This window comes from Stenotrophomonas sp. STEN013 (genome assembly GCF_056760355.1).
This window is the reverse complement of sequence record NZ_JBRREO010000004.1, coordinates 108,828-129,161: the sequence shown is the minus strand read 5'-3', so window position 1 is coordinate 129,161 and position 20,334 is coordinate 108,828. Positions and strand designations below refer to the sequence as shown.

General features: G+C 69.4%; 15 protein-coding genes. 8 read left to right on the top strand and 7 right to left on the bottom strand.

Features of this window, described 5'->3' with window-relative positions; all coding sequences use genetic code 11:
* Window positions 1-61 precede the first annotated feature (61 nt).
* Together ACVOMH_RS10345 and ACVOMH_RS10340 are read left to right on the top strand one after the other, a co-directional pair.
* Window positions 62-337 carry a YcgL domain-containing protein gene (locus ACVOMH_RS10345; RefSeq protein WP_057505558.1) on the top strand — a complete coding sequence of 92 codons (276 nt, stop codon included), beginning with the start codon at window positions 62-64 and terminating at the stop codon, window positions 335-337.
* Window positions 330-3,659 (top strand): ankyrin repeat domain-containing protein, encoded by a 3,330-nt coding sequence (locus ACVOMH_RS10340; protein WP_481551902.1) that lies wholly within the window; start codon window positions 330-332, stop codon window positions 3,657-3,659. The genes ACVOMH_RS10345 and ACVOMH_RS10340 overlap by 8 nt, the downstream gene beginning before the upstream one ends.
* Window positions 3,660-3,684: 25 nt before the next feature.
* Here ACVOMH_RS10340 and ACVOMH_RS10335 read toward each other — a convergent pair whose 3' ends face one another.
* Window positions 3,685-5,496 carry a monovalent cation:proton antiporter-2 (CPA2) family protein gene (locus tag ACVOMH_RS10335; RefSeq protein WP_481551901.1) on the bottom strand — a complete coding sequence of 604 codons (1,812 nt, stop codon included), beginning with the start codon at window positions 5,494-5,496 and terminating at the stop codon, window positions 3,685-3,687.
* Between the two features lie 323 nt (window positions 5,497-5,819).
* Here ACVOMH_RS10335 and mgtE point away from each other — a divergent pair, with 323 nt between their 5' ends.
* From mgtE to ACVOMH_RS10320, 3 genes are all read left to right on the top strand, one after another.
* A complete protein-coding gene (mgtE, locus tag ACVOMH_RS10330; protein WP_481551900.1) occupies window positions 5,820-7,190 on the top strand; it encodes a magnesium transporter in 1,371 nt (456 codons plus the stop codon).
* Between the two features lie 100 nt (window positions 7,191-7,290).
* A complete protein-coding gene (locus tag ACVOMH_RS10325; protein WP_481551899.1) occupies window positions 7,291-9,996 on the top strand; it encodes a bifunctional acetate--CoA ligase family protein/GNAT family N-acetyltransferase in 2,706 nt (901 codons plus the stop codon).
* A 117-nt stretch (window positions 9,997-10,113) separates the two neighbouring features.
* Complete coding sequence (locus ACVOMH_RS10320) at window positions 10,114-10,842, top strand: alpha/beta fold hydrolase (protein ID WP_481551898.1); 729 nt, start codon at window positions 10,114-10,116, stop codon at window positions 10,840-10,842.
* A 57-nt stretch (window positions 10,843-10,899) separates the two neighbouring features.
* On the opposite strand, the gene ACVOMH_RS10315 is transcribed toward ACVOMH_RS10320, so the two are convergent.
* Window positions 10,900-11,868, bottom strand: coding sequence for an aldo/keto reductase (locus tag ACVOMH_RS10315; RefSeq protein WP_481551897.1), 969 nt, complete (start codon window positions 11,866-11,868; stop codon window positions 10,900-10,902).
* A gap of 188 nt (window positions 11,869-12,056) precedes the next feature.
* Here ACVOMH_RS10315 and ACVOMH_RS10310 point away from each other — a divergent pair, with 188 nt between their 5' ends.
* Together ACVOMH_RS10310 and ACVOMH_RS10305 are read left to right on the top strand one after the other, a co-directional pair.
* Window positions 12,057-12,920: a class I SAM-dependent methyltransferase gene (locus ACVOMH_RS10310; RefSeq protein ID WP_481551896.1), complete on the top strand. Its 864-nt coding sequence runs from the start codon at window positions 12,057-12,059 to the stop codon at window positions 12,918-12,920.
* Window positions 12,921-12,984: 64 nt separating this feature from the next.
* Window positions 12,985-13,524 carry a pseudouridine synthase gene (locus ACVOMH_RS10305; RefSeq protein WP_054659123.1) on the top strand — a complete coding sequence of 180 codons (540 nt, stop codon included), beginning with the start codon at window positions 12,985-12,987 and terminating at the stop codon, window positions 13,522-13,524.
* Window positions 13,525-13,674: 150 nt separating this feature from the next.
* Here ACVOMH_RS10305 and ACVOMH_RS10300 read toward each other — a convergent pair whose 3' ends face one another.
* The 3 genes from ACVOMH_RS10300 to ACVOMH_RS10290 all read right to left on the bottom strand — a co-directional run bounded on the left by ACVOMH_RS10300 (window position 13,675) and on the right by ACVOMH_RS10290 (window position 17,505).
* Entirely contained in the window at window positions 13,675-14,031 is a 357-nt protein-coding gene (locus ACVOMH_RS10300) for a hypothetical protein (protein ID WP_054659121.1), read from the bottom strand.
* Between the two features lie 297 nt (window positions 14,032-14,328).
* Window positions 14,329-16,833, bottom strand: coding sequence for an ATP-dependent helicase HrpB (gene hrpB, locus ACVOMH_RS10295; protein ID WP_481551895.1), 2,505 nt, complete (start codon window positions 16,831-16,833; stop codon window positions 14,329-14,331).
* A gap of 42 nt (window positions 16,834-16,875) precedes the next feature.
* Entirely contained in the window at window positions 16,876-17,505 is a 630-nt protein-coding gene (locus ACVOMH_RS10290; RefSeq protein WP_481551894.1) for a hypothetical protein, read from the bottom strand.
* A 109-nt stretch (window positions 17,506-17,614) separates the two neighbouring features.
* Here ACVOMH_RS10290 and ACVOMH_RS10285 point away from each other — a divergent pair, with 109 nt between their 5' ends.
* A complete protein-coding gene (locus ACVOMH_RS10285; RefSeq protein ID WP_481551893.1) occupies window positions 17,615-18,412 on the top strand; it encodes a TatD family hydrolase in 798 nt (265 codons plus the stop codon).
* Here the strand turns inward: ACVOMH_RS10285 and ACVOMH_RS10280 are convergent.
* Both ACVOMH_RS10280 and panE read right to left on the bottom strand, forming a co-directional pair.
* A complete protein-coding gene (locus ACVOMH_RS10280; RefSeq protein ID WP_481551892.1) occupies window positions 18,409-19,323 on the bottom strand; it encodes a Rossmann-fold NAD(P)-binding domain-containing protein in 915 nt (304 codons plus the stop codon). The genes ACVOMH_RS10285 and ACVOMH_RS10280 overlap by 4 nt on opposite strands.
* A complete protein-coding gene (gene panE, locus ACVOMH_RS10275) occupies window positions 19,320-20,258 on the bottom strand; it encodes a 2-dehydropantoate 2-reductase (protein WP_481551891.1) in 939 nt (312 codons plus the stop codon). Before panE ends, ACVOMH_RS10280 begins: the two co-directional genes overlap by 4 nt.
* Window positions 20,259-20,334 lie beyond the last annotated feature (76 nt).

Sequence of the window (20,334 nt, the reverse complement as noted above, 5' to 3'; positions counted from 1 at the left end):
GCCGCTGCGGCATTTCCTCCACAATCATGGCCACTCAATCCCAGGGCAACGCCCCATGGGCATGCAAGCCTACGTCTATAAAAGCCAACGCAAGCAGGACACCTACGTCTATCTTGCCAAGCGTGATGATTTCGATGTGATCCCGGCCACACTGGGTGCCACGCTTGCACCGTACACCTTCGTGATGGAGGTGGCCCTGACTCCCGAGCGTCGCCTGGCCCAGGCCGACGCCGCGCTCGTGCGAGCGAATCTGGTCGAGCGCGGATTCCATCTGCAGCTGCCGCCGCAACCGCTGGCGCCGGTAAAAATCGCCCGCATCGACGGTCGCGATGACTGATCACACGCGCACCCGTGCGATTGCCGCCGCACTGGCGACGGGTCTGGTGTTGAGCCTGGCCACGGCGTTCGGCGGCGTGGTGGCGGCGCTGTGCGGTGTGCTCGCGCAGCCGGCGTTCGCGCTGGCGGTGTCATGGGGGCGCGGTACCCGCGCGCAGGCCCCGGCAGGTGCGCTGCTCAAACGTGCGCTGCCGGAACTGGCCGGACTGTGGCTGGTGGGCACCGCGGTGGTGGCGCTGCTGGTGGCCTGGCCGCTGGCGGCGCTGCATGACAGCGGCAGTCTGGCGGCGGTGCTGGCGCTGGGCGTGGCGGTGAGCGTAGCGGTGCTGGGACTGTGGCGGACGTGGCCGTTGTGGCATGCGATGGAGCGTGAGGACAGCCGTTTGCCGATGCAATGGCAGGCGCTGGCCGGGCGTGGCCTCACTTCCTGGCAGGGGCTGGGTGCAGCGCTGCTGTTGTTGCTGTTGTGCGCCGCGGTCGTGCTGCCGGCCTGGCCGGGCCTGCTGCCGGAGGGCCTGCGCTGGCCGCTGGCGCTGGCTACCGCGCTGGCCGCGCCACTGCTGCACGCGCTGCTGCAGCGCATGCCGGCCGCGCCGGCCGTCGCCGCTCCCGCCCCGGCGGTGGAAACCTTCGATCCCTTTGCCGAGGCGGCCATCACGCCGGTGCCGCTGGAACCGCTGGCGCAGCATGAACTGGTGCCGCAGCTGTACGAGGCGGTGCGTGGCGGCCGCGTGGATCGCGCGTTGCAGCTGCTGGAGGCCGGAGCCGATCCGCATGCACCGCCGCCGACGGCGGCGCGTGATCAGCGCAGCCTGGCGGTACTGGCCGCGGTGTTGCCGGATCTGCGTGTACTGCGGGCGCTGATCAGTCGTGGCGTCAATCTGAATCAGTCCCATCGCGGCATGACGCCGTTGCTGGCGGCCACCCGCGACAGCTGGCACGGCCGGCCCGAGGCGGTGATGACGTTGCTGGCCAACGGCGCCGACCCGCGCGCAACCGATGCCGACGGCAACACGCCCTTGCATCATGCCGCGCGCAGTTCCGATCCGGGCGTGGCCGCGCTGCTGCGCGACGCCGCCGCCGAGATCGATGCGCTCAACAACGAAGGCCATAGTCCACTGGCACTGGCCTGCCAGGCCGGCAACTGGCGGCTGGCCAGGTTCCTGCTGGAGCGCGGCGCCCGGCCCGAGCCGGAGGACGGCATTCCGGTGCTGATCGCAGCCGCGGCGACCGACGAGGATGACCCGGCCGGTGTGCAGCTGCTGCTCAAGCACAAGGCGCGGCTGGACGCGCGTGACCGGCAGCGGCGCAGCGCGCTGCATGAGGCCGCGGCGGCCGGCCACGTGGATATTGTTGAAACCCTGCTCAGTGCCGGGGCCAACGTCGAGCCACGCGATGCACTGGGGCGCACGCCCTGGCTGGATGCGGCCGCGCACGGCCATGCCGGTGTGCTGGAGCGCCTGCTCGCATACAAGCCGGATGTGATCGCGGTCGATGGCGAGGGCAGCAATGCCGTGCTGCTGGCCAGCCGTGCCGAGCATGTCTCGGTGGCGTTGATCCAGCGCCTGCTGGAGCTGGGGATTCCGGCCGACAGCGTCGGCGCCGATGGCCGCCGCGCCGTCGACCACGCCGCCGCCGCCGGTCGCTGGTCGATCGTCTCGCTGCTGGACCCGGCCTATCCGCTGCCGGCGGCTGTCAGCGATGCCGGCACGGGTGAGGCCGCTGGCGACAGCCAGACGCTGGCGGCACTGCCCGATCGCGCGCCGCTGGTGCTGTTGCGCGAAGCGCTGGTGTTCGCCAATTTCGACGGCATGCCGGCGCTGGCCCGGCTGTGTTCGGCCGAGGAGCTGGGCGGCCTGTTGCATGATCCGCAGCTTGCCTTGCAGCCGCGCGTGGTCGACTGGCTGCTGGCCCAGGGCGCGGCGCCGGAGGTGCTCGATGCCTGTGGCGATACCCCGATGTTCGCCTTGCTGGCGCGTGGTGCCGATGCGCTGCCGACCTTGCAGGTGCTGCTGCAGCACGGCGTCTCGCCGGCCGGACGTGGCGGTCTGGCACGGCTGCTGGCGGCCTGCGTGCAGCACGATCATGCCGCGCGCGGTATCGAACAGTTCGCGCTGGAGCTGCTGGAACGCGGTGCCGATCCGTTCGGCGCGGCCCCGGCCGGGGATCCGGCGCTGTCACTGGCGGTGCGTCTGGGCTGGCTGAAACTGCAGCAGAGCCTGCTGGCCATGGGCGTGGATCGCGAGGCGCGTGACAGCCACGGCATGACCGCGCTGCATCTGGCCACCGCACTGGGCCGCGAGTCCTCGCTGAAACTGCTGGTGCTGCAGGGCGCTTCGCCCGAGGCACGCGCCGCCGACGGGCAGACGCCGCTGGGTGTGGCGCTGTCGAGCGGGCGCCGCGATCTGGCCGACTGGCTGGACTGGCGTGGCTGGTCGCTGCCGTTGCGCCCGCTGCGCGAGGCCGATGTGCCGGCCGCGGCGATGGCCGGTGACGCCGATGCGGTGCGTCGCCTGATCGATCTGGGTTTTGCGGTGGATGCGGTCGATGCGCAGGGCTGCACCGGCCTGCTGCGGGCGGCGGGCGGCGGCCATGCGGTGGTGGTGGATCTGCTGCTCGCACGCGGTGCCGATCCGCAACACGCCGCGGCCAGCGGTGCCACGCCGTTGTCGGCGGCCGTCAGCATGCGGCAGACGGCAATCGTCACCGCGCTGCTCGATGCCGGTGCCCAGCTCGAACACCGCCTGCCGGGCGGCGTCACCGTGCTGATGCTGGCCGCCGCGCTGGGCCTGCCGGATATCGTCGCGCGCCTGCTCACTGCCGGGGCCGACGTGCATGCCGGCGACAACCAGCAGCTGGCGCCGCTGCACTGCGCCACGCTGTACGGCTTCACCGCACGCGACCGCACCCGCCTGCTGACCCTGCTCGATACGCTGCTGCTGGCCGGTGCCGAACCGGACCAGGCCTCGGCCGGGACGGTGACGCCGTTGCTGCTGCTGCTGGGGGCGCGTGCCGAACCGGGTACCGTCTGTGACGAACAGGTGGTATTGGCCGCGGTCGAGCGCCTGCTCGACGAGGACGTGTCGCTGGAAGTGCGCGATCCGCGCGGCTTCGGCCCGCTGCATCTGGCCGCGCTGCACGGCTTGCCGCTGCTGGTGCAGCGCCTGCTGCGGGCCGGCGCCGATCCGGACCTGCGCGACGCGTTGAACCGGACTCCGCGCGACATCGCCATCATGCGCGGCTTCATCGACGTGGCCGGCGAATTCGAACCGGCGGTGCCGGGCGTATCGTCGATGGCCCGGTTCCTGCGCGACCACCGCTGACCGGTCACCCGCCGGCGTCGTGGGCTTAGGGGCGGGTATCGGGCGGCGCGGCCGCCGCGGCGTCGCCGGCATCGGCTTCGAACAGCTGCATCAGGTCCGCGCGCGCGTCGCGCGAGGTCTGCATCACCGCCGCCTCGTCGTCATAGACCAGGTGCTGGGCCCGGAGCAGCTGCGCATCGTGCTCGCGGAAACGCTGCACATGGTCCTGCGCCACCGCCGGGGCGATGCCCAGCGCGGTCAGCACCCGCTCGCTGGCTTCCAGGCTGGAGCCGAGCACTTCGCGGAACGGTTCGGCCGACATGTCCAGCAGCTTCCATGCGTGCTGGCGGTTGCGCGCGCGTGCCAGCACGGTGGCGTGTGGATACAGGCGCCGTACCAGCCGTACCGCGCGCAGATTGGTTTCCGGGTTGTCCATGGCCATCACGAACACGCGGATGTGCTCGGCACCGGCCGCCCGCAGCAGATCCGGGCGGGTCGGGTCGCCGTAATAGAGCTTGTTGCCGAAGCGGCGCAGGTCCTCGACCGTTTCCGGGTCCGATTCCAGCGCGACGAACGGAATGCGCTGGGCGGTCAGCACGCGGCCGACGATCTGGCCGAACCGGCCCATGCCGGCGATCAGCACCTGCGGCCGCTGCGCGCCGGCATCCTTGAGCGTCTCGTCCGGCGCATGCTCCGGCGCGTGCACCGGTGGCTTGAGCTGCAGCAGCCGCTGCAGCGCCAGCAACAGCAGCGGGGTGATCGCCATCGATACGCTGACGATGGCCACCAGCCGGTCATGGTTGATGCGGCCGAGCAGGTGCGCGCGCTCGGCCTCGTTGAACACCACAAAGGCGAATTCGCCGCCCAGCCACAGCACGCTGCCCAGCATCAACGCGCTGCGCAGCGACATGCCCGTGGCCAGGCCGAGCCCGAGCAGGATCGAGAACTTCACCAGCAGCAGGATCGCCACGCCGATGCCGATCACTTCCGGTTCGGCGGCGACCCGCTCCAGGTCGATGCCCATGCCCACGGCGATGAAGAACAGCCCCAGCAACAGGCCCTTGAACGGCTCGATCTGCGATTCGATCTCGTGCCGGAATTCGGAGTCGGCCAGCAGCACCCCGGCCACGAACGCGCCCAGCCCGGCACTGAGCCCGGCCCCGGCCATGAGCCAGGCGGTGCCCAGCACCACCAGCAGCGCGGTGGCGGTGAACACCTCGGGCATGCGGGTGCGTGCCACGATCAGGAAGATCCGCCGCAGCAGCGGCCGCCCCAGCACGATGACCAGCCCCAGCGCGCCCAGGGCGATGGCCGCATCCTGCCAGGTCAGGGTTTCGTTCTTGACCCCGCCCAGCAGCGGAATGGCCGCCAGCAACGGAATGGCGACCAGGTCCTGGAACAGCAGGATGGCGAAACCGAAACGGCCATAGTCGCTGTTCAGCGCCTTGTGTTCGGACAGCAGCTGCAGGCCCACCGCGGTGGAGGACAACGCCAGCGCGGTGCTGATGACCAGCGCGGTTTTCCAGTGGAAGTGGTACATCAGCAGCAGCCCGCCGAGCACCGCGGCACTGAGCAGCACCTGCACCGTGCCGCCGCCGAATACCGGCCGTCGCATCACCATCAGCCGTGCCGGCGAGAGCTCCAGCCCGATCACGAACAGCAGCATCACCACACCGGTCTCGGCGGCATTGAGGACGCGGTCGGCATCCTGCACGAAGCCAAGCACATGCGGGCCCAGCACCACGCCCGCAGCCAGGTAGCCCAGCACGGCACCCAGGCCGAAGCGCTTGAACACCGGCACGGCGATCACCGCGGCCAGCAGCAGCACCAGAGCCAGTTCGAAACCGCCGCCATGCATGTAACGCGTGCTCCTCTGGGTAGAACCGCCAGACCGCACTGGCATCGCCCGGCCGGCCGCCATTATGCGGGTTGCGCCGTCAACGCAGGTGCAGCGGGCAGGCCGATCCGCCCTTCACCTCACCGCGCGCGGTTGACCCCGCCGGCTGCGGTGGCCAGACTCGTCGCGTTGCCGGCCAGCCCGCGCAGCATCTTCCCGGAGTCCCTCCCATGTCCAGCGACAGTAGAAGTCGACCTTGTTCGACGCCAGTGACGGTGGCCGCCTGACAGGGGCGGGTTCGCCGGTACTGGCGTTGCGGTCGCAACGTAGACAGGCGAATCAACATGAACCAGAAGCAGCTCCTGCGCGGGGCGGCGGACACCGTCGCCGCCAACGTCCCGCTTGCCGATTTCAACACCGCAGACGCGGTCGAGTTCCTCAACACGCTGCCGTTGCCGCGGGCCGCCGATACGCTGGCCGCGGTGCCGCTGCCACGCGCGGTCAAACTGCTCGAGGCGCCGGAGCTGCAGCGCGCCGGGCAGCTGGTCGCCGCGCTGCCGCCCCCGTGCGCGGCGGCGCTGCTGGGGCTGATGGCCGACGACCGTGCCACCGATATCGTCCATGAGCTCGATGACAGCCAGCGCGCGAGGCTGATCCCGTTGCTGGCGCCGGAAGCGCGCCACTCCATCCAGCTGCTGCTGGGCTACCCGCCCGACACCGCCGGCGCCCTGATGACCACCGAATTTGTCGGCGTGCCGGCCGACTGGAGCGTGGCCCAGACCCTGCAACACATCCGCGAGGTGGAGCGCTCGCGCGAGACCGTCTATGCGATCTATGTGCTGGATCCGTCCAGCGGCCAGCTGCAGCAGGTGGTGACCCTGCGCCGGCTGATCACCGGCGCGCCGGACGCTTCGATTCTCAGTGTGGCCCAGCTCAATCCGCCGGTCACCGTCGATCCGCTGCTGGACCAGGAGGAAGTGGCGCGTCTGATCCGCCGCCATGACCTGCTGGCGATTCCGGTGGTGGATGCGCAGCGGCGGATGCTGGGCATCGTCACCGTCGATGACATCCTCGATGCGCTGATCGATGAATCCACCGAGGACGTGCACAAGTTCGGCGGCGTCGAGGCGCTGGACAGGCCGTACATGCAGATCGGTTTTTTCGAGATGCTGCGCAAGCGTGCCGGCTGGCTGAGCGTGCTGTTCCTGGGCGAGATGCTCACCGCCAGCGCGATGCAGCACTACGAGCAGGAGTTGGCGCGCGCGGTAGTGCTGACCCTGTTCATCCCGCTGATCATGAGCTCCGGCGGCAACTCCGGCTCGCAGGCGACCTCGCTGCTGATCCGTTCGCTGGCACTGCGCGAGCTGCGTCTGCGCGACTGGTGGAAGGTGGCGCTGCGCGAGTTGCCTACCGGCATCGTGCTGGGCGGCATCCTGGGCGTGCTGGCGATCATCCGCATCAGCGTGTGGCAGCTCGGCGGGCTGCACGACTATGGCGAGCACTGGGTATTGCTGGCACTGACCATCGGCGCGGCGCTGGTGGGCATCGTCACCTTCGGCTCGCTGTCGGGCTCGATGCTGCCGTTCGCGCTCAAGCGGCTGGGCTTCGATCCGGCCAGTGCCTCGGCGCCGTTCGTGGCCACGCTGGTGGATGTGACCGGGCTGGTCATCTACTTCAGCATCGCGGCGCTGATCCTGCGCGGCACCCTGCTGTAACCGGGAAGATGCCGGCGGATGCGTACGGATTTGATCGCACGCATGCCACTTGCACGCGTGGGTGTGTATCTTGGGGCCGGTTTCCGTTGTTGGCGCTGCGATGAGTACCTACCACCTGCAGACCGTGTTCCGTCCCCGTTCGGTGGCTGTTGTGGGGGGCAGCCCGCGCGAGCGCTCGGCCGGGCGCGCGGTGATCCGCAACCTGCGCGCCGGCGGCTTCGCCGGGCAGATCGGCTGGGTCAGTCCGCGCTATGCCGAGATCGATGGCATGCGAACGGTCAAGCGGCTCAAGGATCTGCCGTGGATCCCGGACCTGGTGGTGCTCACGGTGCCGGCGGCGATCCTGCCGCAGGTGGTCAGCCAGGCCGCCGAGCTGGGCGTGGCCGCCGCGATCATCCTCACCTCCGGGCTGGGCAACGGCCCCGGCTCGCTGGCCGCGCAGGTCGAGGCCGCCGCGCGGCCGCGTGGCATGCGTGTGCTGGGGCCGCATTGCCTGGGCGTGATCGCACCACATGCGCGGCTCAACGCCTCCATCGCCGCGCATACGCCGCAGGCCGGCGATCTGGCACTGATTTCCGAATCCAGCGCGATTGCCGCCGCGCTGGTGGAGTGGGGCGTGGCGCGATCGGTGGGGTTCTCGGCGGTTGTCTCGCTGGGCGATGCGCTGGATGTGGATTTCGGCGACCTGCTCGACTACTTCGCCGCCGACTACCGCACCCGCGCCATCCTGCTGTACGTCGACCAGATCAGCGATGCGCGCAAGTTCATGTCGGCCGCGCGTGCCGCCGCGCGCGCCAAGCCGGTGGTGGTGGTCAAGTCCGGTCGCCAGTCGCGGCCCAATGGACAGACGGTCAGCACCCATTCGCAGGCGCTGGCCGCCTCCGATGCGGTGTACGGCGCCGCCTTCAACCGTGCCGGGCTGCTGCGGGTCAACGCGTTGGACGAGCTGTTCACCGCGGCCGAGACGCTGGGCCGGCTGGGCACCTTCCCCGGGCGCCGGCTGGCCATCCTCAGCAACGGCGGTGGCGTGGGCCGGCTGGCGGTGGACCAGCTGCAGGCGCTGGGCGGATCGCTGGCCGAGCTGTCACCGGCCACCATCGCGCAGCTGGACAAGGCGCTGCCGCAGGGCTGGTCACGCGACAACCCGGTCGACATCGTGGTCGATGCCGATGGTGGGCGTTATGCCGCGGCGATCGAGGCGCTGCTGTCCGATGAGGCCAATGATGCGGTGCTGGTGATCAACGTCCCCACCGCGTTCACCTCCTCGGCCGATGCCGCGCAGGCGCTGACCAGCACCTTGGGCCTGCGCTCACGGCAGTTGCGCGACAAGCCGGTGTTCGCGGTATGGCTGGGCAATGACGACCGCGCCACTGCCACCCTCAACACCGCACGCGTGCCGACCTATCCGACCGAAGCCGAAGCGGTGCGCGGCTTCCAGCATCTGGTGCGTTACCGCGAGGCGCAGGCGGCGTTGATGGAAACCCCGCCCAGCCTGCCGGCCGATTTCGTGGTCGATGTCGCGGCGGCCCGCACGCTGGTGGAGGCGGCCCTGGCCAACGGCCAGCAATGGCTGGATCCGGTTGCCACGCATGCGCTGCTGCAGGCCTATGGCATCCCGTCGCTGGAAGTGATGGTCGCGCGCGATCCGCACGAGGCGATGGAGGTGGCGCAGCCGCTGCTGGAGCAGGGCCAGACCGTGGCGGTGAAGATCCTCTCGCCCGACATCCCGCACAAATCCCAGGTCGACGGGGTGCGCCTGAACCTGGGCACGCTGCAGTCGGTGCAGACGGCGGCGACCTCGATCCTGCAACGCGCGCGTGAACAGCGCCCGCAGGCGCGCATCGAAGGGGTGCTGGTGCAACCCTGCCTGCTGCGGCCCAAGGCCCGCGAACTGATCGCCGGCATCGCCGATGACCCGGTGTTCGGTCCGGTGCTGGTGTTTGGTCGCGGCGGCACCGCGGTGGAAGTGATCGACGACAAGACCCTGGCGCTGCCGCCGCTGGATCTGCGCCTGGCCCACGAAGTGATCGGACGCACCCGGGTATCGCGCATCCTCAAGGCCTATGGCGATGTGCCGGCTGCCGACGAGCGGGCGGTGGCGCTGGTGCTGGTCAAGCTGGCGCAGCTGGCGGCCGACATCCCCGAGATCCGCACGCTGGATCTGAATCCGTTGCTGGCCGATCGCACCGGCGTGATCGCCGTGGATGCACGCATCGCCATCGCCCCAGTCAAGCGTCTGCACAAGGGCCGCGGCCATCCACGGTTTGCGATCTTCCCGTATCCCACCGAGTGGGAGCGCAGCATCGAGCTGTCCGATGGCGGCAAGGCGTTCGTGCGGCCGGTGCGCCCGGAAGATGACGCGTTGTTCCGCGCGTTCTTCGCGCGTGTCACCGATGATGATCTGCGGCTGCGCTTTTTCCAGTCGGTCAAACACTTCAGCCATGAATTCATCGCACGCCTCACCCAGCTCGATTACGCACGCTCCATCGCGCTGGTGGCGATCGACCCGAAGAATGGCGAGATGCTCGGCGCGGTGCGCCTGCATGCCGATGCCGATTACAACCGCGGCGAGTACGGCATCCTGATCCGCTCGGACCTGAAGGGCCATGGCATCGGCTGGAAGCTGATGCAGATCATGATCGAGTACGCCCGGTGGCAGGGCCTTAACATCGTCGAAGGCCAGGTGCTGCGCGAGAACACCACCATGCTGACGATGTGCCAGAGCCTGGGTTTCAAGGTGAAAGCCGATCCCGATGACGCGACCATCATGACTGTCACCTTGCCGGTCCATCCTGCCGGCGCCTAGGCAGGGTCGGGTTCATTGGCGTGTGCGGGGCGAGTGTCTTCGACAGCCGCCGCGGTTTTGCGCCTGTGTTCCAGTCAGCAGGATGCCTGCAGCCCTGCGCCGGGTCACAATACGCGGATGCAAACTGCTGTCGCGGCGGCCGATACCGCCAGGATTCCCCTGTTGCTGCTGCCGGGCCTGTTGAACGACGCCACCCTCTGGCGTGCGCAGCTTGCGGCGTTGGCCGATATCGCCGATTGCCAAGTGGGTGATCTCACCCGGCATGACACTCTGCAGGCCACCACCGAGGCGGTGCTGGCTCACGCGCCGCCGCGGTTCGCCCTGGCCGGATTCTCGCTCGGTGGCTACATCGCCCAGCACATCCTGCGTATCGCGCCGGAGCGCGTGTTGCGGCTGGCACTGCTGGATACCTCCTGCCGACCCGATTCGCCCGAACGCGCCGCGCAACGGCTGGCGCAGCAGCACAGCGCGCGCCTGCCCGGCATGTTCCACGGGTTTGGCGACAAGCTGATGCGCAGCTATATCGACGCCTCGCGACTGCAGGATCACGCCCTGGTCGACAGCGTGCGGGCGATGACCACGCGCCTGGGCGCGGAGGTGTTCGTGCGGCAGAGCCGGATCGAACGGGTGGACGGCAGCCAGGTGCTGCGGCAGTGGCGCGGGCCGGCGCTGGTGCTGTGTGGCCAGAACGATGCGATCACGCCGCTGCCGGTCAGTCGCCAGATTGCCGCGTTGATGCCGCAGGCCACGCTGGTGGTCATCGCCCACTGTGGCCATCTGGCCCCTCTGGAGAAACCGCAGCAGGTGACGGCAGCGATGCGGGAATGGCTGAGCGCACCGGGCTGAACCCGGCCGGTCGGGCCGGCATCTGCGTCCGGCCCGCCGGTTGCGCGTTTGCCGCTCTCAGCCGCCGCTGGGGGATTCGGCGCTGGCCGCATCCAGCTGTGTGATCTGCGCTGCGGTCAGTGCCAGCTGTGCGGCGGCCAGCACCTCATGCAGCTGCGCCACGCCGGTGGCACTGACAATCGGTGCGCTGATGCCCGGACGCGCGATCAACCACGCCAGCGCCACCTGCGCCGGGGTCGCCTTGTGGCTGGCGGCCACGTCATCCAGTGCGGCCAGGATGCGCAGACCACGCGGGTTGAGATAACGCTCCACCACTTTGGCCCCACGCGCGCTGCTCTGGCTCGCGTCGCCGGCGGTGCGGTACTTGCCACTGAGAAAGCCGCTGGCCAGCGCGTAGTAGCTGATCACGCCCAGCCCGTGCTCGCGAACCAGCGGTTCCAGCGCGGTCTCATACCCGCTGCGGTCGTAGAGGTTGTATTCCGGCTGCAGGGTCTCGTAGCGCGGCAGGTGGTAGTCGGCGGAGACCTGCAGGGCCTCGCGCAGGCGCGCGGCGCTGTAGTTGGACGCACCGATCGCGCGTACTTTGCCCTGCTCGATCAGGCGGGCGAACGCCCCGAGGGTTTCCTCCAGCGGCACCGATTCATCATCCTCATGGGCCTGGTACAGGTCGATGGTGTCGATCTGCAGGCGGCGCAAGGAATCCTCGACGGCCTGCTTGATGTTGTCCGCCGACAGGCCCGGCCGTTCGGCCCATTTGGCGACCTTGGTGGCGATCAGCACGTTCTGGCGCTTGCCGCTGCGCTTGAGCCAGCGGCCGATGATCGTCTCTGATTCGCCCCCCCGGTTGCCGGGTACCCACGCCGGGTACACATCGGCGGTGTCGATCAGGTTGAAGCCGGCCTCGACAAAGGCATCGAGCAGGGCGAAGGATGTTTTCTCATCGGCACTCCAGCCGAAGACATTGCCGCCGAAGGCGATCGGGGCGACGTGCAGGCCGGAGCGACCAAGTTCGCGTAACTGGGGCATGCGTACCTCCTTGGGTCCAGTGCCGCAGCATAGACGCACGGCGTTCACGTTCCGTTGGACCGCCCTGGAGGGGCCTTCCGGCAGGCACGCGCACACGGCGTGCATGCGGGATATCCAACGTCCTCATCACCGCTGTGACGCGTGCTAGGCTCGCGGCCATCCATCCACATGAACAATCGGAGTCCGCGATGAGCAAGTCCGTACCGCTGCTGAGTGCCTGTCTGTTGGGAATGAGCGTGTTGCTCGCGGGCGCGCCGGCTGTTGCCACGCAGGCCGCGTCCAGCACTGCCGACCTCCAGGTTGCACCGCAGTTGCAGGCGGCGGTGGCCGGCAGCTGGCGCACCCCGGCCAATGTCGTTCGCGATGCGCATCGCCACCCGGCGCAGACGCTGTCGTTCTTCGGCCTGCAGCCGACACAGACGGTGGTGGAGATCACGCCCGGCGGCGGCTGGTATGCGGAGATCCTGGCGCCCTATCTGCGTGAGAATGGCCAGTACGTGGCGGCGGTGGTGGATCCACAGGCGTTGCCGGCCGGTGGCGGGCGTGACTACCAGCAGCGTTCGCGCGATGGCCTGACGAAGAAGTTCGCCGGGTCGCCGGCGCAGTTCGACCGCGCCGCGGTAATCGCCTTCGATCCGGCCGCGCCGGTGCTGGGCAAGCCCGCGTCGGCCGATGTGGTGTTGACCTTCCGCAACGTCCACAACTGGCGCTCCAACGATCAGGCCGATGGCATGTTCCGCGCGTTTTTCCAGGTGCTCAAGCCCGGTGGCACGCTGGGCGTGGTGGAGCACCGCGCCAAGAGCGATGTGCCGGCCGATGACAAATCCGGCTATGTCGGCCAGGCGCAGGTGATCGCGATGGCCGAGGCGGCCGGCTTCAAGCTCGATGGCAGCAGCGAGATCAACACCAATCCGCGTGACACGAAGGATTATCCCAAGGGCGTGTGGACGCTGCCGCCCTCCAACAGCCACGATGCCGCCGATGCGGCCAGGTACAAGGCCATCGGCGAGAGCGACCGGATGACGCTGCGTTTCGTCAAGCCCGCGCACTGATCGCACGTCTGCGTTGCGGGGATGGGAAAATGATCCCTGTCGTTTTCCCGTCCCTGCCACTTCCATGCTGATCGCGTTCAACAAGCCCTTCAATGTCCTGTGCCAGTTCACCGATCGCAGCCAGCCGCCGCGGGCGACGCTGGCCGGTTTCGGCTTGCCGCCGCAGGTGTATGCCGCCGGGCGGCTGGACTACGACAGTGAAGGACTGCTGCTGCTGACCGACAACGGCACGCTCGCGCACCGGCTGACCGACCCGCGCCATAAACAACCCAAGACCTATTGGGTGCAGGTGGAAGGTGTGCCCACCGAAGAGAAACTGCAGGCACTGCGCAGCGGTGTGCAGCTCAACGATGGCCCGACACTGCCGGCGGTGGTTCAGCTTCTGCCAACGCCGCCGGTGCTGTGGCCCCGCGATCCGCCGGTACGTTTCCGCAAGACCGTTCCCGATGCGTGGCTGGCAATCACTCTCCGCGAAGGGCGCAACCGTCAGGTGCGGCGCATGACCGCGGCGGTGAACCTGCCGACACTGCGGCTGGTACGTGCGTCGATGGGGCCGTATGCGCTGGAAGATCTGCAACCGGGCCAGTGGCGCCGGCTGGATTGAGGCCGCGCAACCCGGATGCCGTGAGCGGGTCAGGTGTGCTGCGATTACCGGGGATGTCGCGGATGTGACGGTGCAGAACGGGGGTGGGCCGCTGCGGTTGTGCGGCTACCTCCGGCGCTGCGGGGCAATGCCGGAGGTGCAAGGCCGGTATCAGGCGTCGCTGCCGATATCGCTGGTTTCCTCCACCACGCTGGCCGCATGGCGCCGGCGCTGGGCGATCTCGCGGGACCTGGCATCGATGGCGGCGTTGTCGCGCTTGTTCTTTCGGTACAGCGCGTAGCCGAGCAGGCCCAGTCCCACGGCGGCCACGGCAATGGTGGCGGTCGGGTTGCGCTTTGCGACCTTGGTCACCGCGCGGCCGCCGGTCTTCATCGCACCGATGGCGGCACCGGCCTTGAGCCATTCGGCGGCATTGGAACCGCCGCTCTTGAGGTTGTCGCCGGCATGGCCGACAAGCTCCATGGCGCGCTCCAGGGCCGGTCCGGTGATATCGCTGAACTTGCTCATGTGGGGTGTCCTTTGAGTCACGGGGCAGACGCCGAGTGTCGACGTCCGGGCGTGTAGAGAATGTTAGCCGCAATGAATGCAGCGTGGCTGCAGGTGCGATCCATGCGCCGCATACCGAGGATGGTGTTGCGTGCAGCGGCCGTTTTCAGGCGATCCCCGTACGCGGTGAGGCATCCGCGGAGCGTTGGGTCATGCCGCACCGGGCTCCGGATCGTGGGGTGACCGGTGTCGCGACCGCGCGCCGCATCACGCATGGTTTCGCACTGCGGCCCTGCCTGATGGCCGTCACCGGACCTGTCACGTCCCGCGGGGCTTTGCGCGATGCGTGGCCGAGGCGGTCCACGGATCATCGGGCCACGGATGCCGTGGATAGCGTCCTTTCATTTCCTTCTTCACTTCGGCATAGGTGTTCTGCCAGAAATTCCTCAGGTCGCCGGTCACCTGCAGCGGCTTGCCCCCGGGCGAGAGCAGGTGCAGCAGCAACGGCACCCGGCCATCGGCGATACGCGGGGTGTCAGCCAGGCCGAACAGTTCCTGCAGTTTCACCGCCAGCACCGGCGGTCGTGGGGTAAGGCCGTCATCGTCCATCGCGTAGTCGATGCGCCGTTCCATGCCCGACGGCACGCTGATTCGCACCGGTGCATAGCGGTCCAGCAGTTGCCGTTGCGACCACGGCAGCGGTGACTTCAGTGCTTCGCCCAGTTCCTCCTCGCCCAGCGCGTCGAGCCGGCTCTTGCCGGCGAAGGCCGGTTTGAGCCAGTCATCGAGCGTGGCCAGCAGGGCCGTGTCGGACAGATCGGGTAGCGCCAGCTCGGGCATCCAGTGGCGCAACGCCAGCGTGCGCCAGCGCCATTGCCGCAGGCCCTCGGTCCACGGCAGCGCCTCCAGTCCCAGTTCGCGCACCGCATCGGTCAGCGCCTGCGCGGCGTGGGCCGGATCGACACGGCCGGCCGCGCGGCTGTCGAGCACGATCCGGTCAAAGCGCGATTCGCGGCGCGCGCTCAGGGCGCGTTTGTCGGCGTCCCAGCGCACCACCTCCTGCTGTACGAAGCGGTCGGGGAAATCGGCGCGCAGGCGCGCCTCATCCACCGGCGCGGCGCGCAGCAGCAAGGCATCCTTGGCTTCATGGCGCAGCTCGCTGGCGACCAGCCACGGCTCGCCGCGCAGGTCGCTGGTATCGAACAGGCGCGCGCTGCGGCCGTTGGCCAACAGGTAGCGCTGCGGATCATTCGGGTGCTGTACGGCGATGCGATCGGGAAAGGCGTGGGCGAGCAGACCACCCAGTTCATGGGCTTCGACGCTGGCAGGCGGGGCGGCGTCGCAGCGCAGGCGGCGGCGCCACTGCCTGGCGGCGGCGTCGATCGCGGTCAGCGCGCCACGGTTGGCATCGGCCGGCATCCGTCCGCCGCGCAGCGCGGCCAGGGCGCGCCAACGTGCGGCCAGCGCATCGCCGCCCTGGCGCAGCGGGTCACGCGCTTCGATCAGCGCAGCCAGGTCTGCGGCCAGCGCCTGTTCGCGGTCGCCCCGGGCGGCCAGTAACATCGCCGCCAGCCGCGGGTGGGTACCCAGCGCCAGCATGCGGCGGCCGCTGACGGTGATCGAGCCGCTGTCGCCGAGTGCGCCCAGCCGTTGCAGCAACTCGCGCGCGGCGGCCATTGCGCCGGCCGGCGGGGTGTCGACGAAGCGCAGCGCGTCGCTGCCCCAGGCCGCCAGTTCCAGCGCCAGCGCGGCCAGTTCCACCTGCGCGATTTCCGGCCGGCGTTGCGCCTCCAGCCGTTGCGATTGCGGCCACAGCCGGTAGGCCCAGCCCTCGGCCACGCGCCCGGCACGTCCGGCGCGCTGGTCGGCCGAGGCCTGCGAGATGGCCACGATATCCAGTCGCGAGAAGCCGCTGTTGGGGTCGTAGCTCGGCTCGCGGGCCAGTCCGGCATCGATTACCACCCGCACGCCGGGCAGGGTGACCGAGGATTCGGCGACGTTGGTGGCCAGCACCACCCGCCGCTGGCCGTCCGGGTCCGGTTGCAGCACGCGCGTCTGGTGCTCCACCGGCAGCTCGCCATGCAGCGGCAGCACGGCAACCGTGGCATCCAGCGTGCCAGCCAGGGCGGCCTGCACCTTGCCGATCTCGCGCTGGCCGGGCAGGAACACCAGCACGTCGCCGGGGTGCTGCCTCAGTGCCTGTTCCACCGCGCGGCGGGTCTGCGCTTCCAGCGCCTCGTCGCGGCGGGCCGGAAAATGGCTCACCACCACCGGGAAACTGCGGCCCTCGCTGGACAGGCGCGGCGCCTCCAGAAAACCGGCCAGCCGTTCACCGTCGAGCGTGGCCGACATCACCACGATGCGCAGGTCCTCGCGCAGCTGCGATTGCACGTCCAGCGCCAGCGCCAGGCCCAGATCGGCCGCCAGGTGGCGCTCGTGGAATTCATCGAACAGCAGGGCGCCGACGCCTTCCAGCAGCGGGTCGTCCTGCAGCATCCGGGTCAGGATGCCTTCGGTGACAACCTCGATCCGCGTGCGCGCGGAAATCTTGTTCTCGAAGCGGATGCGATAGCCGACGGTGTCGCCGACCGGCTCACCGAGCTGGCGGGCCATGAAGGTGGCGGCGCTGCGGGCGGCCACGCGGCGCGGTTCGAGCATGATGATCCTGCGCCCTTCCAGCCACGGCGCATCCCGTAGTGCCAGTGGCACCTGGGTGGTCTTGCCGGCGCCGGGCGGGGCTTCAAGCACCAGTCGCGCATGCGCGGTGAGCTGCGCGCGGATCTGCGGCAGCAGCGGGGAAATCGGAAAATCTGTGGTGCTCATAGGCGCGCAAGAATACGCGCTGGTGCGCCGCGTTGCCGCTGCTCAGCTGGTCGGGGTGGGGCTTGCCGGTGGGCAGGTGGTGAATACCTTGTCCGGATCGAGCAGGGCCGCGGCCTCGCCTTCCGGTACCAGTGTGCCCTGCTCGGCATCGCCCAGGGTGGCAAACACCTGCGCGTGGAGGGTGGGATCGAGAATGCGGAACGCGCCGTCCTGTTCCAGCTGGCGGACCAGGCGGTTGTTGGCGTCGAAGGCCAGCGCCCCGACCAGCGGCACCCCCCGGTTCGCCGTGAGCAGGCGGCCCCCGCCGAAACGGCGGTGGATGAAGCGCTGCATCTGCACGCCGCTGATCAACGCATTGGCGGAAAAGCGTGCGACGCCTGGCAGGTCGTACTCCGGGGTGGCGTAGGGCAGGCAGGCCAGGGAGCGCCGCAGCGCAGCCTCGGCGCGCTGCTGGGTGGCTTCGTCCGGCTCCCAGTCCGCGCGGTGCGCAGCCAGGTAGTCCTTCAATGCCGGTACGACTGTCAGCTCGAACAAGCGGTCGACCGCCGGCGTGTCGCCGGCGAGCTGCGAGCGCAGGATCGGCGTTTCACCGCGGTAGGCGACCACCTCGTCGGCGGAGGCCACGGGTGCAGCAAGCAACAACGCCAACAACACTAGGGCAGCGCTTCGCATCGACGACCTCCGGGGACCGTGCGGGTGAATCTAGCATGGCCCGGAGGCCCGCCCCGGCGGGGGGCGGCCGGGGCGGTAGAATGGCCGCCCCCTGGATGTTCAACGCACCATGCAACTGATCGATATCGGCGCCAATCTCACCCACGACTCCTTCGATCGCGACCGCGATGCGGTGCTGGCGCGGGCGCGCGAGGCCGGTGTGGTGCAGATGGTGATCACCGGCGCCAGCCGCGAGCATTCGCCGATGGCGCTGGAACTGGCGCAGCAGCATCCCGGGATCCTATTCGCCACCGCCGGTGTGCATCCGCACCACGCGCTGGAATACACCGACGAGTGCGATGCCGAGATGCGCGCGCTGCATGCCCATCCGGAAGTGGTGGCGGTGGGCGAGTGTGGACTGGATTACAACCGCGATTTCTCGCCGCGCCCGGCGCAGCGCAACGCCTTCGAACGTCAGCTGCAGCTGGCCAGCGAGAATCACAAACCGCTGTTCCTGCACCAGCGCGATGCGCATGCCGATTTCATGGCGATGATGAAGAACTTCGACGGCCGGCTTGGCCCGGCCGTGGTGCACTGCTTTACCGGCGAGCGCCAGGAGCTGTTCGACTATCTGGACCAGGACTGGTACATTGGCATCACCGGCTGGCTGTGCGACGAACGCCGTGGCGCGCATCTGCGCGAGCTGGTCAAACATATTCCGGCGCAGCGGTTGATGATCGAAACCGATGCGCCGTACCTGCTGCCGCGCACCCTCAAGCCGATGCCCAAGGACCGGCGCAACGAGCCGATGTTCCTGTCGCATATCGTGGAGGAGCTGGCGCGTGATCGCGGCGAGGACGTCGCGCGGACCGCCGCCAACGCTACCGCGGCCACCCGCGCGTTCTTCGGCCTGCCGGACGCCGGCTAGGGCGCCTCACCGGCCGGACCGCTGCGGCCATCGCCCGCTTCCCAGGCGTCCCTCAAGCCTTCACGGTAGCTGCGGAAGCGCGGCTGCCACTGCAGCGCCCGGCGCGTACCGCGGCTGTCGATGCGTTTGTTGCTGGCATGGAAGCGGCGCAGCATCGGCTCGAGCGCGGCATCGTCCCAGGCCAGCGCCGGCGGCATCGCGAAGCCGCCGAGCCGCGCGGCATACGCCAGCACGTCCTGCGGTGGTGCCGGTTCGTCGTCGGCCGGCAGGTACAGCGCGTCGCGGACCGGCCGGCACATCGCCGCGGCCACGGCCTCGGCCAGGTCCTCGACGTGCAGCCGGTTGAACACCAGCCCGGGCCGCACGATGTGGCGCGCGCGGCCCTGCGCCAGCCGTACCAGCGCGTTGCGGCCGCGGCCGTACAGGCCCGGCAGGCGGAACGTGGCCGAGGCGATGCCGCGTTCGGCGGCCAGCGTGCGCCACTGCGCTTCGGCCAGAAGCCGGCGCAGTGCGACGGCATCACCGGCATCGGCCTCGGCGTGTTCGTCGACCCAGCCGCCGCCGCGATCGCCATATACGCCGGTCGAGGACAGGTAGCCGACCCAGCGCAGCGCCGGGCTGGCCTGCAGGGCGGGAGCGAGCAGGCGCAGCGCGGGGTCGCCGTCGGCATCGGGCGGCACGCTGCACAGCACCGCGTCGGCCCGGGCGATGTTGTCCAGCAGCGCCATGTCGGGGGCGTGGTCCGGATGCAGGCGATGGCGCACGAGGCCGTCGCCGGGCGCGGCTGCCGGATCGCGCACGCTGCCCGCCACTGCCACGCCCAGCGAGCGCAGATGCAGCGCCACTGCGCGGCCGGCGAAGCCCAGTCCCAGGATCAGCACCCGCCGTGGCAGCATTCCGGCGGCGGTCATGCGCCGCGGTGTGCTTCGTAGGCCTGCAGGTGGCAGTAGGCGGCCTGCAGCAGGGGCGCCGACTGTTCCTGCGCAAGCGCGCGGCCCAGCATGTCGCCGACGATATGCGCCGCTTCCACGCGTTGCCCGGCTTCCAGATCACGCAGCATCGAGGCTTTGATCGGCGAACCTGCCCTGGTCAGGGCGGACAGGGCGATGTCCTGCGCTTTCTGCGGGATCGCCTGGCCGGTGGCGGCGGCCACTGCCAGGCATTCGCCATACAGCGCCTGCATGAACGCGGTGCCATGGTCACTGGCGACGATGCTGCCGACATCGGCACGCATCAGGCAGGTACCGGCGGCCAGCGCGGTCAGGAAGGTGTACTTGATCCACTGCTCCCGGGCGATATCGGCCGAGGCGACATGGTCGATACCGGCCTGCTCACAGGCCGTGACCAGGGCGGCCACGCGCGCGCTGCCAGCGCCGCCATCACGCTCGCCGAAGGTCAGCTTGGCCGGCGTGTCCAGATGCAGCACCGCGCCGTCGGCGGCCTTGGTCACGCTGATGAAGCACAGTCCGCCCAGCACCCGCTCGCGTCCGAAACGTGCATCCAGCGCGGCGTAGTGGTGCAGGCCGTTGAGGATCGGCAGCACGCTGGTGTGTGCACTGACCGCCGGCGCGATGGCCTCGATCGCGCTGTCCAAGTCGTAGGCCTTGCAGCTGAGGATCACCAGATCGAACGGGCGTTCCTGCACGCCGTGCAGCAGCGCATCGGCGGTGACGTGGGCGACCGGGAAAATGGCATCGCCCAGCGGGCTGCGGATCACCAGGCCATCGCGCTCCAGTTGCGCGGCGCGGCCCGCCCGTACCAGGAAGGTGACATCAAGACCGGCCTGGGCCAGACGTCCGCCAAAGTAGCCGCCGGTACCACCGGCGCCGAGAATCAGGATGCGCATCAGATCGTAAGTCCATCAGCAAGGGGAGGCGGCCATCATAGGAGTGTGCGCGGCGGCCGCAGGTAAAAAGAAGGCG